General features: G+C 66.8%; 13 protein-coding genes and 1 riboswitch. Of the genes, 7 read left to right on the top strand and 6 right to left on the bottom strand.

Annotation, left to right across the window (positions count from 1 at the left end):
• Nucleotides 1-233 precede the first annotated feature (233 nt).
• Nucleotides 234-2,228: a PhoX family protein gene (locus tag AC1DIX_RS12325; protein WP_477324575.1), complete on the top strand. Its 1,995-nt coding sequence runs from the start codon at nucleotides 234-236 to the stop codon at nucleotides 2,226-2,228.
• Between the two features lie 24 nt (nucleotides 2,229-2,252).
• On the opposite strand, the gene thiE is transcribed toward AC1DIX_RS12325, so the two are convergent.
• From thiE to thiC, 5 genes are read right to left on the bottom strand one after another with little or no spacing between them, the layout of a single operon-like run.
• The gene (thiE, locus tag AC1DIX_RS12320) at nucleotides 2,253-2,879 is read right to left on the bottom strand and encodes a thiamine phosphate synthase (protein ID WP_477324632.1); all 627 of its coding nucleotides are present in this window, start codon (nucleotides 2,877-2,879) and stop codon (nucleotides 2,253-2,255) included.
• A 16-nt stretch (nucleotides 2,880-2,895) separates the two neighbouring features.
• The gene (gene thiD / locus AC1DIX_RS12315) at nucleotides 2,896-3,639 is read right to left on the bottom strand and encodes a bifunctional hydroxymethylpyrimidine kinase/phosphomethylpyrimidine kinase (protein WP_477324573.1); all 744 of its coding nucleotides are present in this window, start codon (nucleotides 3,637-3,639) and stop codon (nucleotides 2,896-2,898) included.
• A 1-nt stretch (nucleotide 3,640) separates the two neighbouring features.
• Nucleotides 3,641-4,441 carry a thiazole synthase gene (locus tag AC1DIX_RS12310; protein ID WP_477324571.1) on the bottom strand — a complete coding sequence of 267 codons (801 nt, stop codon included), beginning with the start codon at nucleotides 4,439-4,441 and terminating at the stop codon, nucleotides 3,641-3,643.
• A 23-nt stretch (nucleotides 4,442-4,464) separates the two neighbouring features.
• Nucleotides 4,465-4,668, bottom strand: coding sequence for a sulfur carrier protein ThiS (gene thiS, locus AC1DIX_RS12305; RefSeq protein WP_477324569.1), 204 nt, complete (start codon nucleotides 4,666-4,668; stop codon nucleotides 4,465-4,467).
• Nucleotides 4,669-4,683: 15 nt separating this feature from the next.
• On the bottom strand, nucleotides 4,684-6,564 hold the full coding sequence (thiC, locus tag AC1DIX_RS12300; protein ID WP_477324567.1) for a phosphomethylpyrimidine synthase ThiC: 1,881 nt from the start codon (nucleotides 6,562-6,564) through the stop codon (nucleotides 4,684-4,686).
• Nucleotides 6,565-6,634: 70 nt separating this feature from the next.
• Nucleotides 6,635-6,735, bottom strand: a riboswitch (TPP riboswitch).
• A gap of 142 nt (nucleotides 6,736-6,877) precedes the next feature.
• Between thiC and AC1DIX_RS12295 the strand changes: the two genes are divergently transcribed.
• The 4 genes from AC1DIX_RS12295 to AC1DIX_RS12280 all read left to right on the top strand — a co-directional run bounded on the left by AC1DIX_RS12295 (nucleotide 6,878) and on the right by AC1DIX_RS12280 (nucleotide 10,358).
• A complete protein-coding gene (locus AC1DIX_RS12295; protein WP_477324565.1) occupies nucleotides 6,878-7,399 on the top strand; it encodes a hypothetical protein in 522 nt (173 codons plus the stop codon).
• 19 nt (nucleotides 7,400-7,418) lie between these two features.
• On the top strand, nucleotides 7,419-8,255 hold the full coding sequence (locus AC1DIX_RS12290) for a DUF6159 family protein (protein WP_477324563.1): 837 nt from the start codon (nucleotides 7,419-7,421) through the stop codon (nucleotides 8,253-8,255).
• A 56-nt stretch (nucleotides 8,256-8,311) separates the two neighbouring features.
• The gene (locus tag AC1DIX_RS12285) at nucleotides 8,312-9,160 is read left to right on the top strand and encodes an MOSC domain-containing protein (RefSeq protein WP_441934923.1); all 849 of its coding nucleotides are present in this window, start codon (nucleotides 8,312-8,314) and stop codon (nucleotides 9,158-9,160) included.
• Nucleotides 9,161-9,236: 76 nt separating this feature from the next.
• Nucleotides 9,237-10,358 carry a GGDEF domain-containing protein gene (locus AC1DIX_RS12280; RefSeq protein ID WP_477324560.1) on the top strand — a complete coding sequence of 374 codons (1,122 nt, stop codon included), beginning with the start codon at nucleotides 9,237-9,239 and terminating at the stop codon, nucleotides 10,356-10,358.
• A gap of 21 nt (nucleotides 10,359-10,379) precedes the next feature.
• Here AC1DIX_RS12280 and AC1DIX_RS12275 read toward each other — a convergent pair whose 3' ends face one another.
• Nucleotides 10,380-12,362 (bottom strand): monovalent cation:proton antiporter family protein, encoded by a 1,983-nt coding sequence (locus AC1DIX_RS12275; protein WP_441934925.1) that lies wholly within the window; start codon nucleotides 12,360-12,362, stop codon nucleotides 10,380-10,382.
• 88 nt (nucleotides 12,363-12,450) lie between these two features.
• Here AC1DIX_RS12275 and AC1DIX_RS12270 point away from each other — a divergent pair, with 88 nt between their 5' ends.
• Nucleotides 12,451-13,485 (top strand): KpsF/GutQ family sugar-phosphate isomerase, encoded by a 1,035-nt coding sequence (locus AC1DIX_RS12270; RefSeq protein ID WP_477324558.1) that lies wholly within the window; start codon nucleotides 12,451-12,453, stop codon nucleotides 13,483-13,485.
• Entirely contained in the window at nucleotides 13,485-14,018 is a 534-nt protein-coding gene (locus AC1DIX_RS12265; RefSeq protein WP_441934927.1) for a KdsC family phosphatase, read from the top strand. Before AC1DIX_RS12270 ends, AC1DIX_RS12265 begins: the two co-directional genes overlap by 1 nt.

The raw sequence follows: 14,018 nt of genomic DNA, 5'->3' as shown, positions 1-14,018 counted from the left end.
GTGAAGTTGGCAGGGGTATCGCTGCAAATTGGCGGCAGATGGTAAATGCGTTTCTGTTGCGAATACTTACAAGTTTGAAGAGCGAACGGAAAACGCTGTTACGCGGCCTGGCTGCGCGTGTCACAGAACCGTTAAATTTCCGTCATCTTCCTGACATACGTCTCCACTATCCTGCCCAGCGTTCTCCGTGCCATCGGCGCGGTCCCAATGACCTGATCCTGGAGTGTTGACGTATGAATGCGAATACCGACCTGTCCCGCCGCCGCCTGCTGCGCCTTCTCGGCGCAACCCCGATGCTGCCGATCGGCGCCGGCACCGTGGGCGCCATGCTTGCCGGCTGCGGTGGCGGTGACGACGGCCCGGTGACCACGGCGCCGACCACCCCGGGCCAGACCACGCCGCCGGCCGTGACGCTGTCCAGCGTCTCGTTCGGCTCGATGAATGCGCCGACCCTGACGGACGCCGCCGCGATGGCCACCACCTCGGTCGCCTCGACCATGACGGTCAGCTTCAGCGACAGCAGCAAGCTCGATTTCAAGCTGTCCTATAAACCCTTCTTCATCACCGGCGACATGGTCCCGAACGGCAGCGGCGGCACCATCCTGGCCGGCGGCTACTACGACATCGCTAACCGCCCGATCGTCGACACCACCGTGGCCGGCAAGGAACGCCAGTTCTTCTCGGACTCGCCGGACGGCACCTCGCTGCTGACGGTCCCGAATGCGAAAGTGGCGGGCGTGAAGGGCAATACCGTGTTCGCCGTGGTGCAGTTCGAATACACCACCTGGGCCCAGGACGGCACCAGCGACATGTACGGCAAGCTGCCGTCGCCGATCGCCGTGCTGACCCTGGACCAGGACCCGGCCAACGGCAAGCTGAGCCTGGTGAAATACCACAACGTCGACACCTCGGGCGTGAACGGCCTGTGGATCACCTGCGGTGCCAGCCTGTCGCCGTGGGGCACCCACCTGTCGAGCGAGGAATACGAGCCGAACGCCTTCACCGCCGCCACCGACGCCCAGTTCAAGGCCTTCAGCAAGAACCTGTACGGCGACGAGACCCGCGCCAACCCCTACAACTACGGCCACCTGCCGGAAGTGACCGTCAATGCCGACGGCACCGGCAGCATCAGGAAGCATTACTGCATGGGCCGCATCTCGCACGAGCTGGTGCAGGTGCTGGGCGACAACCGCACCGTGATCATGGGCGACGACGCCACCAACAGCGGCTACTTCGTGTTCGTCGCCGACAAGGAAAAAGACCTGTCCTCGGGCACCCTGTACGTGGCCAAGGTGGGCGCCGGCTTCTCGCTGGATCCGGCCGCCGCCGCCGCGCCGCTCAGCTGGATCAAGCTGGGTTCCGCCACCAGCGACGAGATCCGCTCGCTGGCCGCCTCGCTCAAGCCGACCGACATCATGGACGTCAAGAGCAGCGATCCGCAGGACGCCAGCCACACCAAGGTTGCCGCCAACGGCCGCACCGAGTGGCTCAAGCTGAAGCCGGGCATGGAAAAGGCCGCCGCCTTCCTCGAGACCCACCGCTACGCCGCGCTGGTCGGCGCCTCGATGGGCTTCACCAAGATGGAAGGCACGACCGTCAACCTGAAGGACAAGATCGCCTACTCGGCCCTGCAGAACTGCCAGAGCTCGATGGTGGCCGGTAATGCACTGAACGTGCCGGGCAACGGCGTCTCGATCCCGAAAGCGATCGTTGCCGGCGCCGTCATGATGTTGAGCCTGAAGGGCGGCCAGAAGGATACCGCGGGCAACGCCATCAACAGCGAGTGGATGCCGGCCGACACCAAGGCCCTGCTGGTGGGCGAAGACATCGCCGCCGACGCACTGGGCAATACCGCCAACCCGAACAAGGTCGCGAATCCGGACAACCTGAAGTTCTCGGAAAAGATGCGCACCCTGTTCATCGGCGAGGACAGCAGCCAGCACGTCAACAACTACCTGTGGGCCTACAACGTCGACACCAAGCAGCTCTCGCGCTTGCTGTCGGTGCCGGCCGGCGGCGAGTCGACCGGCCTGCACGCGGTCGACGACATCAACGGCTGGACCTACATCATGAGCAACTTCCAGCACGCGGGCGACTGGGGCAGCATCCACGCCAACGTGAAGACCACGCTGGATCCGCTGATCCGCGCGAACTACAAGGACAAGTTCGGTGCGGCGGTGGGTTACCTGACCGGCGAGCTGACCCAGTTCAAGCTGGCCAAGGCTTGATAATGCAGGGTGGGCACGGGGTGCCTACGCAGGCCGCGCCCACCCTATGAACAGGTTCGCGAACTTCCTCACAGCCGCAGCCGGATCCTCCGCCAGGTACACGCTGCTGATCGCCGCCACCATATTCGCCCCGCGCGCCACCAGCGGCCGCGCATTCTCCGCCGTCATCCCGCCGATCACCACCACCGGCACCGCCAGCCGCGCCCTGGCGCCGACGACGATGTCCGGCGGCGTGCTCACCTCGTACACCTTCACCTTCGACGGATAGAAGCCGCCGAACGCCACATAGCTGGCGCCCGCCTCCTGCGCCGCCAGAGCCAGCGGAAACTGGCCATAGCAGGAAGCGCCGACGATCCTGCCCGGCCCGAGCGCCGCGCGCACGGCGGCCACCGGCGCGTCGGTGCCGCCGACGTGCACGCCGTCGGCATCCAGGCGCAGGCACAGCTCCAGATGATCGTTGATCACCAGCGGCACGCCATGCCGGCGGCACAGGGCGAGCAGGGCGGCCGCCTGTTCCTCGCGCAGCGCCTCGCTTGCCGTCTTGTTGCGGTACTGGACCAGCGCGGCGCCGCCTTCCAGTGCGCGCTGCGTCGCCTCCAGCAGGCGCCCGGTATCGATCCAGTCGGGCGTCACCAGATACAGTCCTTTCAGTGTTTTCATTGTCACTTCATGCTCCTCGATGTTCGATACGGCGCGGAATGCGCTGGCCGGGGGCGATCGCATAGGAATCCGCCAGCGACTGGTTGCAGCAGCGCTGGGCGCGCTCGAGGGCCTGGGCCATGGCGTCGCCCAGCGCCAGGCGGGCAGCCAGGCTGGAGGCCAGGGTGCAGCCGCTGCCGTGGAATTCGCCGGGCAGGCGCGGCCAGCGCCATTCGCGCATGCCGTCGCGGCTGTGCCAGCGGTTGACGACCTCGTCTCCATCGTCATGGCCGCCGGTGACGAGGACGTGCGGACAGCCGGACAGCGCCAGCGCCGCCGCTTCCGGCAGGTTGGGCGTGGCAACCGTCGCCACCGCCAGCAGCGGCGCCAGCGCCGCCAGCGCATTGCCACGCGCGAGGGCATCGCCGTGGCCGCTGGCCAGCACCGGGTCGAGCACCACCGGCAGCGCCGGCTGACGGGCGCGCAGCAACAGGACGATGCCGGCGATGGCTTCGGCATTCTCGAGATTGCCCGGAATGCCCAGCTTGACCGCGCGGATCGGCATGGTGTCGGCCAGCAGTGCGGCCTGGCGCGTCAGCAGGCCGGCGTCCACCGGCGCCACCTCGAACACCCGCTCGTTGTCCTGCACCGTGAGCGCCGTGACGATGGGCAGCGCGTGCGCACCCTGGGCCGCAATCGCCTCGATGTCGGCCTGGATGCCGGCCCCGCCCGAGGGGTCGAGGCCGGAAAACACCAGCACGCAGGGTTTCATCTCATTTGACTCCCATGAGCCGTCCCGCCATCGGCGACGAGGGCGAAGCCGCGAAACGGCGCGGCATCCGGCCCGCCAGATACGCTTCGCGGCCGGCCTCCACCGCGAGCCGCATCGCGCGCGCCATGCGCACCGGGTCCTGGGCCAGCGCGATGGCGCTGTTCATCAGCACGCCGTCGCAGCCCAGCTCCATCGCCACCGTGGCGTCGGAAGCCGTGCCGACGCCGGCATCGACCAGCACCGGCACCTTGGCCTGCTCGATGATGAGCGAGAGGTTCCAGGGATTCAGGATGCCCATGCCGGAGCCGATCAGGGAGGCCAGCGGCATCACCGCCACGCAGCCGATGTCCTCCAGCATGCGCGCCTGGATCGGGTCGTCGCTGCAGTAGACCATCACGTCGAAGCCGTCGCGCACCAGCTCCTCGGCGGCGCGCAGGGTTTCGGGCATGTTGGGGAACAGGGTCTTCTCGTCGCCCAGCACTTCGAGTTTCACGAGCTTGTGCCCGTTCAGCAGTTCGCGCGCCAGCTGCAGCGTGTACACGGCATCCTTCGCCGTGTAGCAGCCGGCGGTGTTCGGCAGGATGGTGTAGCGCGAGGGCGGCACCGCGTCGAGCAGGTTGGGCGCATGCGGATCCTGGCCGATGTTCACGCGGCGGATCGCCACCGTGATGATCTCGGCGCCCGCGGCCGCGGTGGCCGCCGCGGTCTGCTCCAGGTCGCGGTATTTGCCGCTGCCGACCAGCAGGCGCGAGTTGTATTCCTTGCCGGCGATGACGAGCGGCCGGTCCTTGGTCTGGTTCATGTGTTCTCCGATTCCGTAAAGTTTCAGCCGCCGCCGATGGCGCGCACCACGTCCACCTGGTCGCGCGGCTGCAGCAGGGTCGTGCGCCACTGCTCGCGCGGCACCACGCGGTGGTTGACCGCCAGTGCCAGCGCCTGGCCGGACAGCTCGAGCATGTCGACCAGTTCGTGCAGGCTGGATGCGCCTGGCAGTACGTGCGGGGCGCCGTTCAGTTCTATCTCCAGCATCGCTACTCCTTGTGCTCAGTTCTTGAGATAAAGCTCGGCGCCCTTGCGCATGAACTCGACCGCCTTCTCCTGCATGCCGCCGGCCGCGTAGTCGCGCACTTCCTGGGTGATCTTCATCGAGCAGAAATGCGGCCCGCACATCGAGCAGAAGTGGGCCACCTTGGCGGAGTCCTTCGGCAGCGTCTCGTCGTGGAAGGCGCGCGCCTTGTCCGGATCGAGGCCGAGGTTGAACTGGTCTTCCCAGCGGAATTCGAAGCGCGCCTTCGACAAGGCGTTGTCGCGGATCTGCGCGCCCGGATGGCCCTTCGCCAGGTCGGCCGCATGCGCCGCGATCTTGTAAGTGATGATGCCGTCCTTGACGTCGTCCTTGTCGGGCAGGCCCAGGTGCTCTTTCGGGGTCACGTAGCACAGCATGGCGGTGCCGTACCAGCCGATGTTGGCGGCGCCGATGCCCGAGGTGATGTGGTCGTAGCCGGGAGCGATGTCGGTGGTCAGCGGGCCGAGGGTGTAGAAGGGCGCTTCATGGCACTGTTCCAGTTGCAGGTCCATGTTCTCCTTGATCAGGTGCAGCGGCACGTGGCCCGGTCCCTCGATCATGGTCTGCACGTCGTGCTTCCAGGCCAGCTGCGTGAGTTCGCCCAGGGTGCGCAGCTCGGCCAGCTGGGCTTCGTCGTTGGCGTCGTAGATGGAGCCGGGGCGCAGGCCGTCGCCGAGGCTGAAGGCGACGTCGTAGGCCTTCATGATCTCGCAGATCTCTTCGAAGCGGGTGTAGAGGAAGGATTCCTTGTGGTGGGCCAGGCACCACTTGGCCATGATCGAGCCGCCGCGCGAGACGATGCCCGTCAACCGGTCCGCCGTCATCGGAATGAAGGGCAGGCGCACGCCGGCGTGGATGGTGAAGTAGTCGACGCCTTGCTCGGCCTGTTCGATCAGGGTGTCGCGGTAGATTTCCCAGGTGAGTTCCTCGGCCTTGCCGTTCACCTTTTCCAGCGCCTGGTAGAGCGGCACGGTGCCGATCGGGACCGGGCTGTTGCGGATGATCCATTCGCGCGTCTCGTGGATGTGCTTGCCGGTCGAGAGGTCCATCACCGTGTCGCCGCCCCAGCGGATCGCCCAGGTCATCTTCTCGACTTCCTCGCCGATGGAAGAGGTGACGGCGGAGTTGCCGATATTCGCATTGATCTTCACGAGGAAGTTGCGGCCGATGATCATCGGCTCGGATTCCGGGTGGTTGATATTGGCCGGCAGGATGGCGCGCCCGCGGGCGATCTCGTCGCGCACGAATTCGGGCGTGATCACGGCGGGAATGGAAGCGCCGAAGGACTGGCCCGGATGCTGGCGCCCCAGCAGGGCGGCCATTTTCTTCCCGGTCGGACCGGCGGCTTCGAGGCTGCGCAGGTATTCCTGGCGCCGCAGGTTCTCGCGGATGGCGACGAATTCCATCTCCGGCGTGACGATCCCCTTGCGCGCATAGTGCATCTGGGTGACGTTGCGGCCGCCGGCCGCGCGGCGCGGTTTGCGCTGCAGGTCGAAGCGCAGTTCGGCCAGCTTCGGATCGCGCAGGCGCTCCTGGCCATAGCGCGAGCTGGGACCGGCCAGTTCGACGGTGTCGCCACGCTCGCGGATCCATCCGGAGCGTGGGCAGGGCAGGCCGGAGCGGATGTCGATGCGCGCCTCGGGGTCGGTGTAGGGCCCTGAGGTGTCGTAGACCCAGACCGGCGGATTCGGCTCCGCGCCAAAGGATGCCGGTGTAGGCGACTGGTGGATCTCGCGCATCGGCACCCGGATGTCGGGACGCGAGCCGGCCACGTAGACCTTGTGCGAGTTGGGAAGAGGCGTCACGGCCGCGGCATCGACCGTGGCGCTGGCGGACAGGAATTTCGGATCGGCGTTCAAGTGCACTCCTTGTATCACTGAAGATCGGCGATCCAGCGGAGGAGTGCAAAGAAACGTAGCACGAGGGCGTACGCGGACTCTGTAGCTTCCCTTCGCTGGCATTATCCAGATCAGGTTCGGAGGGTATTTCTCACCCGCGCGGTTGATGGCGCAGGACCCCTAGCGTTGTTGCCGCCTCATGAAAAGGCGACGGGCGGAGTGTACGTGGGTTTTGGGACAATGGCAATGTGGTCGCATCGAACGTGCGTATCGCCCGTGAGAATGCGCGCATTTCTGCGCCATCCGTCCTGCTAAGCTTCGCACGATGAAAAAGATGACGACCATTCGCAGCCTTGCGTTCACGCTGCTGGCCCTGCACGCGGCGGCATCCGAGGCATGCCGTGTACCGCCGGCCGGACAGATCGTCACACCCGACGAGCAAGTCCTGATGGCGGGGGATGTGGCTGTCGCGCAGGCGATCGGCGCCACGCCACTGGGCGATTACCTGGTCGAATACCGATTCCAGACGCTGGAGCAGCTGAGGGGGACGGGCCGGCAGGTATTCACCGTGATCGGCGGCCCCGAAGGCTTCAACGACAAGGACACCAGTTTCAACAACCACTGGGACCCCGCGTTCTGGAAGCGTGGCGGAGGCCGCACCATCAACGGCTCCGACTGCGTCCTGCGCCCTGGTTTCGTGGTCGGCAACACCTATCTCGTGTTTCTCGGGCTGCAGCCGACCTGGCGCAGCTTCGAGAAGATCGAGATGGCCGGCGGCAGGCCGAATCCCGACGACCGATGGCTGGCCTTTGTAACGCAGAAGCTGGCCCCGTGGCGCGACTACCCCGCCCGCTAACTCACCGAGGAGAAAAACCATGTTCGACCGTCTCAGCCGCAGTTTCCGCCTCGTCGGCGCCAGCGCCCAGGTGCTCAGGCAGGATAAGCACCTGATGCTGTTCCCCATCATTTCCGGCCTCGCCCTGTTCCTGGTGCTGCTCGCCTTCGCGCTGCCGCTGCTCGGCCTGGACTCGATCGACGGCGTCAAGCAGGGCGGCCTGTATTCGACGGCCTTCCTGTTCTACGTGGTCCAGTACTTCGTCATCTTCTACTTCAACACGGCGCTGGTGGGCGCGGTCGTGATGCGGCTCGAAGGCGGCAGCCCGACCCTGGGCGACGGCCTGCGCATCGCCAACAGCCGCATCGGCACGATCTTCGGCTATGCGGTCATTTCCGCCACCATCGGCGTGATCCTGCGCGCCATCCAGGAGCGGGTCGGCTTCATCGGCCGCCTCATCGCCGGCCTGCTCGGCGCCGGCTGGGCGGTCGCCACCTTCCTGGTCGTGCCGGTGATCGCCACCAGCGACCGCGGCGCGCTCGATTCGATCTCCGAGAGCACGGCCCTGCTCAAGCGGAGCTGGGGCGAGAACGTGGCCGGCCAGGTCGGCCTGAACGTCGCCTTCAGCCTGCTGTACCTCTGCCTGCTGGCCGGCGCCGTCGTGCTGGCCATGCTGTTGGCGAAGGTTGCCGCCGGGCCGGTGGCGGTGGGCGTGTTCGCCGCCATCGTCCTGCTGGCCTTCTTGGGCTGCGTGCTGATGCACGCCACGCTGACCGGCATCTATTCCGCCGTGCTGTACCGTTACGCCCTCTACGGCAGCGATGCACCCGGCTTCGACGGCCCGGTCCTGGCGTCGGCATTCCGGCAAAAGTCCTGAAGCCGGCAGGCTTTGGTGCGATACTATGCGGCCCTGAAGTCGATTCAAGCGCCGCAATGCCCACCCTGTCCCAGCTGCTCCTCTACCCGATCAAATCCTGCGCCGGCATGTCGGTGCGGGAAGCCACTCTCCTCGAAACTGGCCTCGCCGCGCATGGCGTGCACGACCGCGAATGGATGCTGGTCACGGAGTCCGGCCAGTTCCTGACCCAGCGCGAATTCCCGCGCATGGCGCTGATCCGGCCGCGTCCCGACGGCGGCAACCTGCGCGTGAGCAGCCCCGGCATGGGCGACCTGCTGCTGCCGCTCGCCTGGCATGACGAACCTGTCCGCCACGTGCAGATCTGGGACGACGCCGTCCGCGCGGCCGACTGCGGCGACGTCGCCGCCGGCTGGTTCACCGAAGCCCTCGGCGCGCGCGAACGCCTGCGCCTGGTGCGCTTCCGCCAGGACGTGGTGCGCCCGACCAGCGTCAAGTGGACCGGCGGCCTGCCTTCGCAGACCCGCTTCGCCGACGGCTATCCGCTGCTGCTGATCGGCCAGTCCTCGCTCGACGACCTGAACCTCCGCCTGCGCGCGGCCGGACGCGCGGCCCTGCCGATGGACCGCTTCCGGCCCAACCTGGTGGTGGCGGGACTGGAAGCCTACGAAGAGGACTACACGGCCTTCCTCAGCACCGGCGCGGCCGAGATCCGTCCGGTGAAACCCTGCGCGCGCTGCCCGATTCCGTCGATCGACCAGGGCACCGGCGTGCCCGGCCCCGATCCGCTCGACATCCTGCAGACCTACCGCGCCAATCCGAAACTCGACGGCGGGATCTGTTTTGGCATGAACTGCATCGTTTCCGCAGGCGCCGGCAGCGTGCTGCGCGTGAACCAGGACTTGACGGCCGAACTCGCATTCTGACAACGTTTTCGTGGCGCCCATTTGCAATACGGCCGAGTTGGCGTAATGTTAGGGCTAATTGCGGAAAGGAATGTCCATGCATGAGCAGCAGGGCGCCAGTGTGCGCGAACTGATGGCCGAGAACGCCGCGCTGCGCAGGCAGCTCGCCAGCCTGATCGACCAGGCCGAGAGCAACCACGCGATCATGATGCGCCACCAGGCCTTCGATCTCGAGCTCGTGGGCGCGGGCAGCTTCCAGGAGCTGGTCGCCACCATCTTCCGCCAGCTGCCGATCGTGTCCAGCCTCGACATCGTGACCTTGTCGCTGGTCGACAGCGGCGCCGACATCTTTACCGTGATGCACAAGCTGGGCGTGGACTTCGACAGCCTGCCCAACCTGCTGTTCCACGAACATCCCGAAGAGCTGGGCTTCGACTTCGCGTCCGGCCATCCGCCGCGGCCGCGGCTGGTGCCCTACCACCCGGTCAGCCACGCGAGCGCCTTCCCCCATCCGCCGGCCGGCCTGGCCAGCGTCGCGCTGGTGCCGCTGCTGCGCAACAAGCGCCTGATCGGTTGCCTGAACCTGGGCAGCCGCGACCCGAGCCGCTTCACGCCGCTGCTGGGCACCGACTTCGTCGAGCACATGGGGTCGATCATCGCCATCTGCCTGGAGAACGTGATCAGCAACGAGATGCTGAAGTACATCGGCCTGACCGATGCGCTGACGGGCGTCTACAACCGCCGCTACATGGACCGCCGCCTGGCCGAGGAGGTCGGCCGTGCGCGCCGCCAGGGCTACAGCATCGCCTGTATGTACATCGACGTCGACCACTTCAAGCAGGTCAACGACACCCACGGCCACCAGGCCGGCGACGACGTGCTGCGCGAAGTGGCGTCGCGCATCAAGGACGAGCTGCGCATGTCCGACACGCTGGGCCGCTTCGGCGGCGAGGAATTCGTGGTGCTGCTGATCGACGCCGACCTCGAGAGCGCGAAGCTGGTGGCGCAGCGGATCCGCGCCGGCGTGGCCGGCCAGGATTTCCTGCTGGCGGAAGGGGAGGCCTTGCCGGTGACGGTGTCGATCGGCGTGGCGGCGCTGGACGATGCCGAGGGCGACGATCCCATCGAGGACGTGGCCTCGGCGCTGGTGGCGCAAGCCGACCAGGCGCTGTATCAGGCCAAGCAGAACGGCCGCAATCAGGTAGTCAGCGCCGCGTAGGGCGGGCTCGGCGAGCCCACTCTACCGTAAAAGCCGGCCCTCGGCGCGGTTGACCGCCGTCCCGGTCCCGCGCAGCACCACCACGTCGCCGGCGCGCAGCTCGGTATCGTCTTCGGGCTCGATCCGCTGGTTGCCGCGCCGGACCGCCGTCACCTCGGCGCCGACTTCGTCGAAGCCCAGGTCGCCGATGCAGCGGCCGACCGCGCCGGCATCCTCGGCCAGCACCACCGAGTGCAGGCGCACGTAGCTGTGCTCCGGATCGTCGCTGACGTCGCTGGCGCCGTGGAAAAAGCCGCGCAGCGAGGAATAGCGTTCGTCGCGCGCGGCCTGCACGCGATGCACCACGCGCCGCAGCGGCACCCCCATCACCACCAGCGCGTGCGAGGCCAGCATCAGGCTCGATTCCAGCGCCTCCGGCACCACCTCGGTGGCGCCGGCGCGCTTGAGGACGTCGAATTCGGTGTCGTCGTGGGCGCGCACGATCACCGGCAGCTTGGGCGCCAGTTCGTGCACCAGGTGCAGCACCTTGAGCGCCAGGCGCGTATCGGCGAAGGTGATCACCAGCGCGCTGGCGCGGTTGATGCCGGCCGCGATCAGCGATTCGCGCCGCGAGCAGTCGCCGTAGGAGACGTTGGCGCCGGCCGCGCGCGCTTCCTGGACCCGCTCGGGATCGAGGTCGAGCGCATACCAGGGCAGCTTTTCCTCCGACAAGAGAGTAGCCAGGCTCTGCCCGCTGCGGCCGAAACCGGCGATGATCACGTGCTTCTGCGCCGCCATCGTGCGGCTGGCGATCTGGGTCAGCTGCAGCGACTGCAGCATCCATTCGTTGGACGCCATCTTCATCACGATCTTGTCGCTGTTGGCGATCATGAAGGGGGCCAGCAGCATCGACAGCACCATCGCCGCCAGCACCAGCTGGATCAGGAAGGGATCGATCAGCTTCGAGCCGGAGGCCAGGTTCAGCAGCACGAAGCCGAATTCGCCGGCCTGGGCCAGGGCCAGGCCGGTGCGCATCGCCACCCCGTCGGAGGAGCCGAAGGCCTTGGCCAGCGCCCCGATCAGGGCGAACTTGAGCAGCACCGGAATCGCCAGCATGGCCAGCACCAGCCACCAGTTGGCCAGCACCAGCTCGAGGTTGAGCAGCATGCCGATGCTGATGAAGAACAGGCCGAGCAGCACGTCGCGGAAGGGCTTGATGTCCTCTTCCACCTGGTGTTTATACTGGGTCTCGGAGATCAGCATGCCGGCCACGAAAGCCCCGAGGGCCAGGGAGAGGCCGGCGCGCTCGGTGATCCAGGCCGCGCCCAGGGTCACCAGCAGCAGGTTCAGCATGAACAGTTCCTGCGAGCGGCGCTTGGCGACGATGGTGAACCATTTGCGCATCAGCTTCTGGCCGAAGAACAGCAGCAGGGCCAGCACGGCGGCGGCCTTCAGCGCGGCCCAGGCCAGGTTCATCGCCAGTTCCTCGGCCGGCCGCGCCAGCGAGGGAATCAGGATCAGCAGCGGCACCACGGCCAGATCCTGGAACAGCAGGATCCCGATGATGCGCCGCCCATGCTCGCTCTCGAGCTCGAGGCGTTCGGTCAGCAGCTTGGAGACGATCGCGGTGGAGGACATCGCCAGCGCGCCGCCGAGCGCCAGCGCGGCCTGCCAGCCGGTGTTGAACGGCGCCGGCAGGCGCGGGGCCAGCAGCGAGGCCAGCACCGTGATCAGGATGGTCAGCGAAACCTGGGCCAGCCCGAGCCCGAACACGATGCGCCGCATCGCCTTGAGCTGGGCCAGCGAGAATTCGAGGCCGATCGAGAACATCAGGAACACCACGCCGAATTCGGCCAGGGCATGGGTGCTGGGACCGTTGTCGGCCAGTTGCAGGGCGTGGGGGCCGATCAGGACGCCGACGGCCAGGTAACCCAGCATCGGGGGGAGGTGGAGCATCCGGAACGCAACCACGCCAAGAACGGCGCTGCCCAGCAGCAGAAGAGTTAATTCAAGGCCTGATGTCATGCTGGGGTGTGGTCACGATCCCGTAAATATGTGCGCTCTGTTACGTCTGGCAAGTTTTTTGCTTTCGCAATTCGGATATACTTCCACCATGAGTGTAACCGATGAAAAAATAATGTTGACAAGTTTTGACGAGGCCCAGGCAAAGCGCGCTCTGGAGCTGGCGCGCGAGACCCTGGACATCGAAGGCGAAGCGATCCGCAAGCTGAGCGCGCGTCTCGGCCAGGACGACAGCCTGAAGCCTGCCGTTGCGCAAGCTGTGGCCCTGATGCTGGCCTGCAAGGGCCGCGTGGTCGTCTCGGGCATCGGCAAGTCGGGTCACATTGGCCGCAAGATCGCCGCGACCCTGGCCTCGACCGGCACCCCGGCCCTGTTCCTGCACCCGGCCGAAGCCGCCCACGGCGACCTCGGCATGGTCACGCCGCAGGACGTGCTGGTCGCGATCTCGTATTCCGGCGAAAGCGCCGAGCTGGCGGTCGTGATTCCGGCCGTCAAGCGCATGCGCGTGCCCGTGATCGCCATGACCGGCAAGCCGGGCTCGCGCCTGGCCCAGGTTGCCGACGTCCACCTCGACGTCTCGGTCGACAAGGAAGCCTGCCCGCTGAACCTGGCGCCGACCGCTTCCACCACCGTCACCCTGGCGCTGGGCGATGCCCTCGCCGTCGCGCTGCTGGAGCTGCGCGGCTTCAAGTCGGAAGACTTCGCCCTGTCGCACCCGGGCGGCGCCCTCGGCCGCAAGCTGCTGACCCACGTGCGCGACGTGATGCGCAGCGGCGACGCGGTGCCGAAAGTGAAGCCGAATGCTCCGCTGACCGAGGCCCTGCTGGAAATCTCGCAGAAGGGCATGGGCATGACCGCCATCGTCGACGACGCCGGCCGCCCGGTCGGCGTGTTCACCGACGGCGACCTGCGCCGCCTGTTCGAGAAGACCCATGACTTCAGCAGGCTGACGATCCAGGACGTCATGCACGCGAATCCGCGCCGCATCCATCCCGAGCAGCTGGCGGTCGACGCCGTTGCCGTGATGGAGGAATTCCGCATCAACCAGATGCTGGTGRCCGACGCCGACGGCATGCTGGTCGGCGCCCTCCACATCCACGACCTGACCCGCGCCAAGGTGATCTGATGGTGACCCAGCTGGAACATCTGCAGCGTGCCGCGCGCGTGAAGGTCATGATCTTCGACGTCGACGGTGTCCTCACCGACGGCAGCCTGACCTATGACGCCAACGGCGAGATCACCAAGACCTTCTTCGTGCTGGACGGCCTCGGCATCCAGCTGCTGAACCGCACCGGCGTGCAGACCGCCATCATCAGCGCGCGCAATTCGCCGATCGTGGTCAAGCGCGCCGCCGACCTCGGGATCACCCATGTGTTCCAGGGCCAGCACGACAAGCGCCTGGCCTTTGCCGAGCTGCTGGAAAAGACCGGCGTGACGGCCGAGCAGTGCGGCTACATCGGCGACGACGTGATCGACCTGCCGCTGTTCACCCGCGTCGGTTTTGCCGTCACGGTGCCGAGCGGCCATCCGGAAGTGCAGTACCGCGCCCACTACGTGACGAAGAATGCGGGCGGACGCGGCGCCGTGCGCGAAGTCTGCGACATGGTGATGCGCGCCCAGGGAACCTACGAACAGGCATTGGCACCGTACTTTGGATAA

The sequence above is a fragment of the Massilia sp. 05N420 genome, assembly GCF_056397205.1.
This window is presented reverse-complemented; position numbering and strand designations above follow the sequence as displayed.

Bases quoted from the DNA above. Each gene is read 5' to 3' on its own strand.
- AC1DIX_RS12310 (WP_477324571.1), bottom strand. From the start codon at position 4,441: ATGAACCAGACCAAGGACCGGCCGCTCGTCATCGCCGGCAAGGAATAC.
- AC1DIX_RS12280 (WP_477324560.1), top strand. From the start codon at position 9,237: ATGCATGAGCAGCAGGGCGCCAGTGTGCGCGAACTGATGGCCGAGAAC.
- thiD (WP_477324573.1), bottom strand. From the start codon at position 3,639: ATGAAACCCTGCGTGCTGGTGTTTTCCGGCCTCGACCCCTCGGGCGGG.
- AC1DIX_RS12290 (WP_477324563.1), top strand. From the start codon at position 7,419: ATGTTCGACCGTCTCAGCCGCAGTTTCCGCCTCGTCGGCGCCAGCGCC.
- thiS (WP_477324569.1), bottom strand. From the start codon at position 4,668: ATGCTGGAGATAGAACTGAACGGCGCCCCGCACGTACTGCCAGGCGCA.
- AC1DIX_RS12295 (WP_477324565.1), top strand. From the start codon at position 6,878: ATGACGACCATTCGCAGCCTTGCGTTCACGCTGCTGGCCCTGCACGCG.
- AC1DIX_RS12285 (WP_441934923.1), top strand. From the start codon at position 8,312: ATGCCCACCCTGTCCCAGCTGCTCCTCTACCCGATCAAATCCTGCGCC.
- AC1DIX_RS12325 (WP_477324575.1), top strand. From the start codon at position 234: ATGAATGCGAATACCGACCTGTCCCGCCGCCGCCTGCTGCGCCTTCTC.
- AC1DIX_RS12275 (WP_441934925.1), bottom strand. From the start codon at position 12,362: ATGACATCAGGCCTTGAATTAACTCTTCTGCTGCTGGGCAGCGCCGTT.
- AC1DIX_RS12265 (WP_441934927.1), top strand. From the start codon at position 13,485: ATGGTGACCCAGCTGGAACATCTGCAGCGTGCCGCGCGCGTGAAGGTC.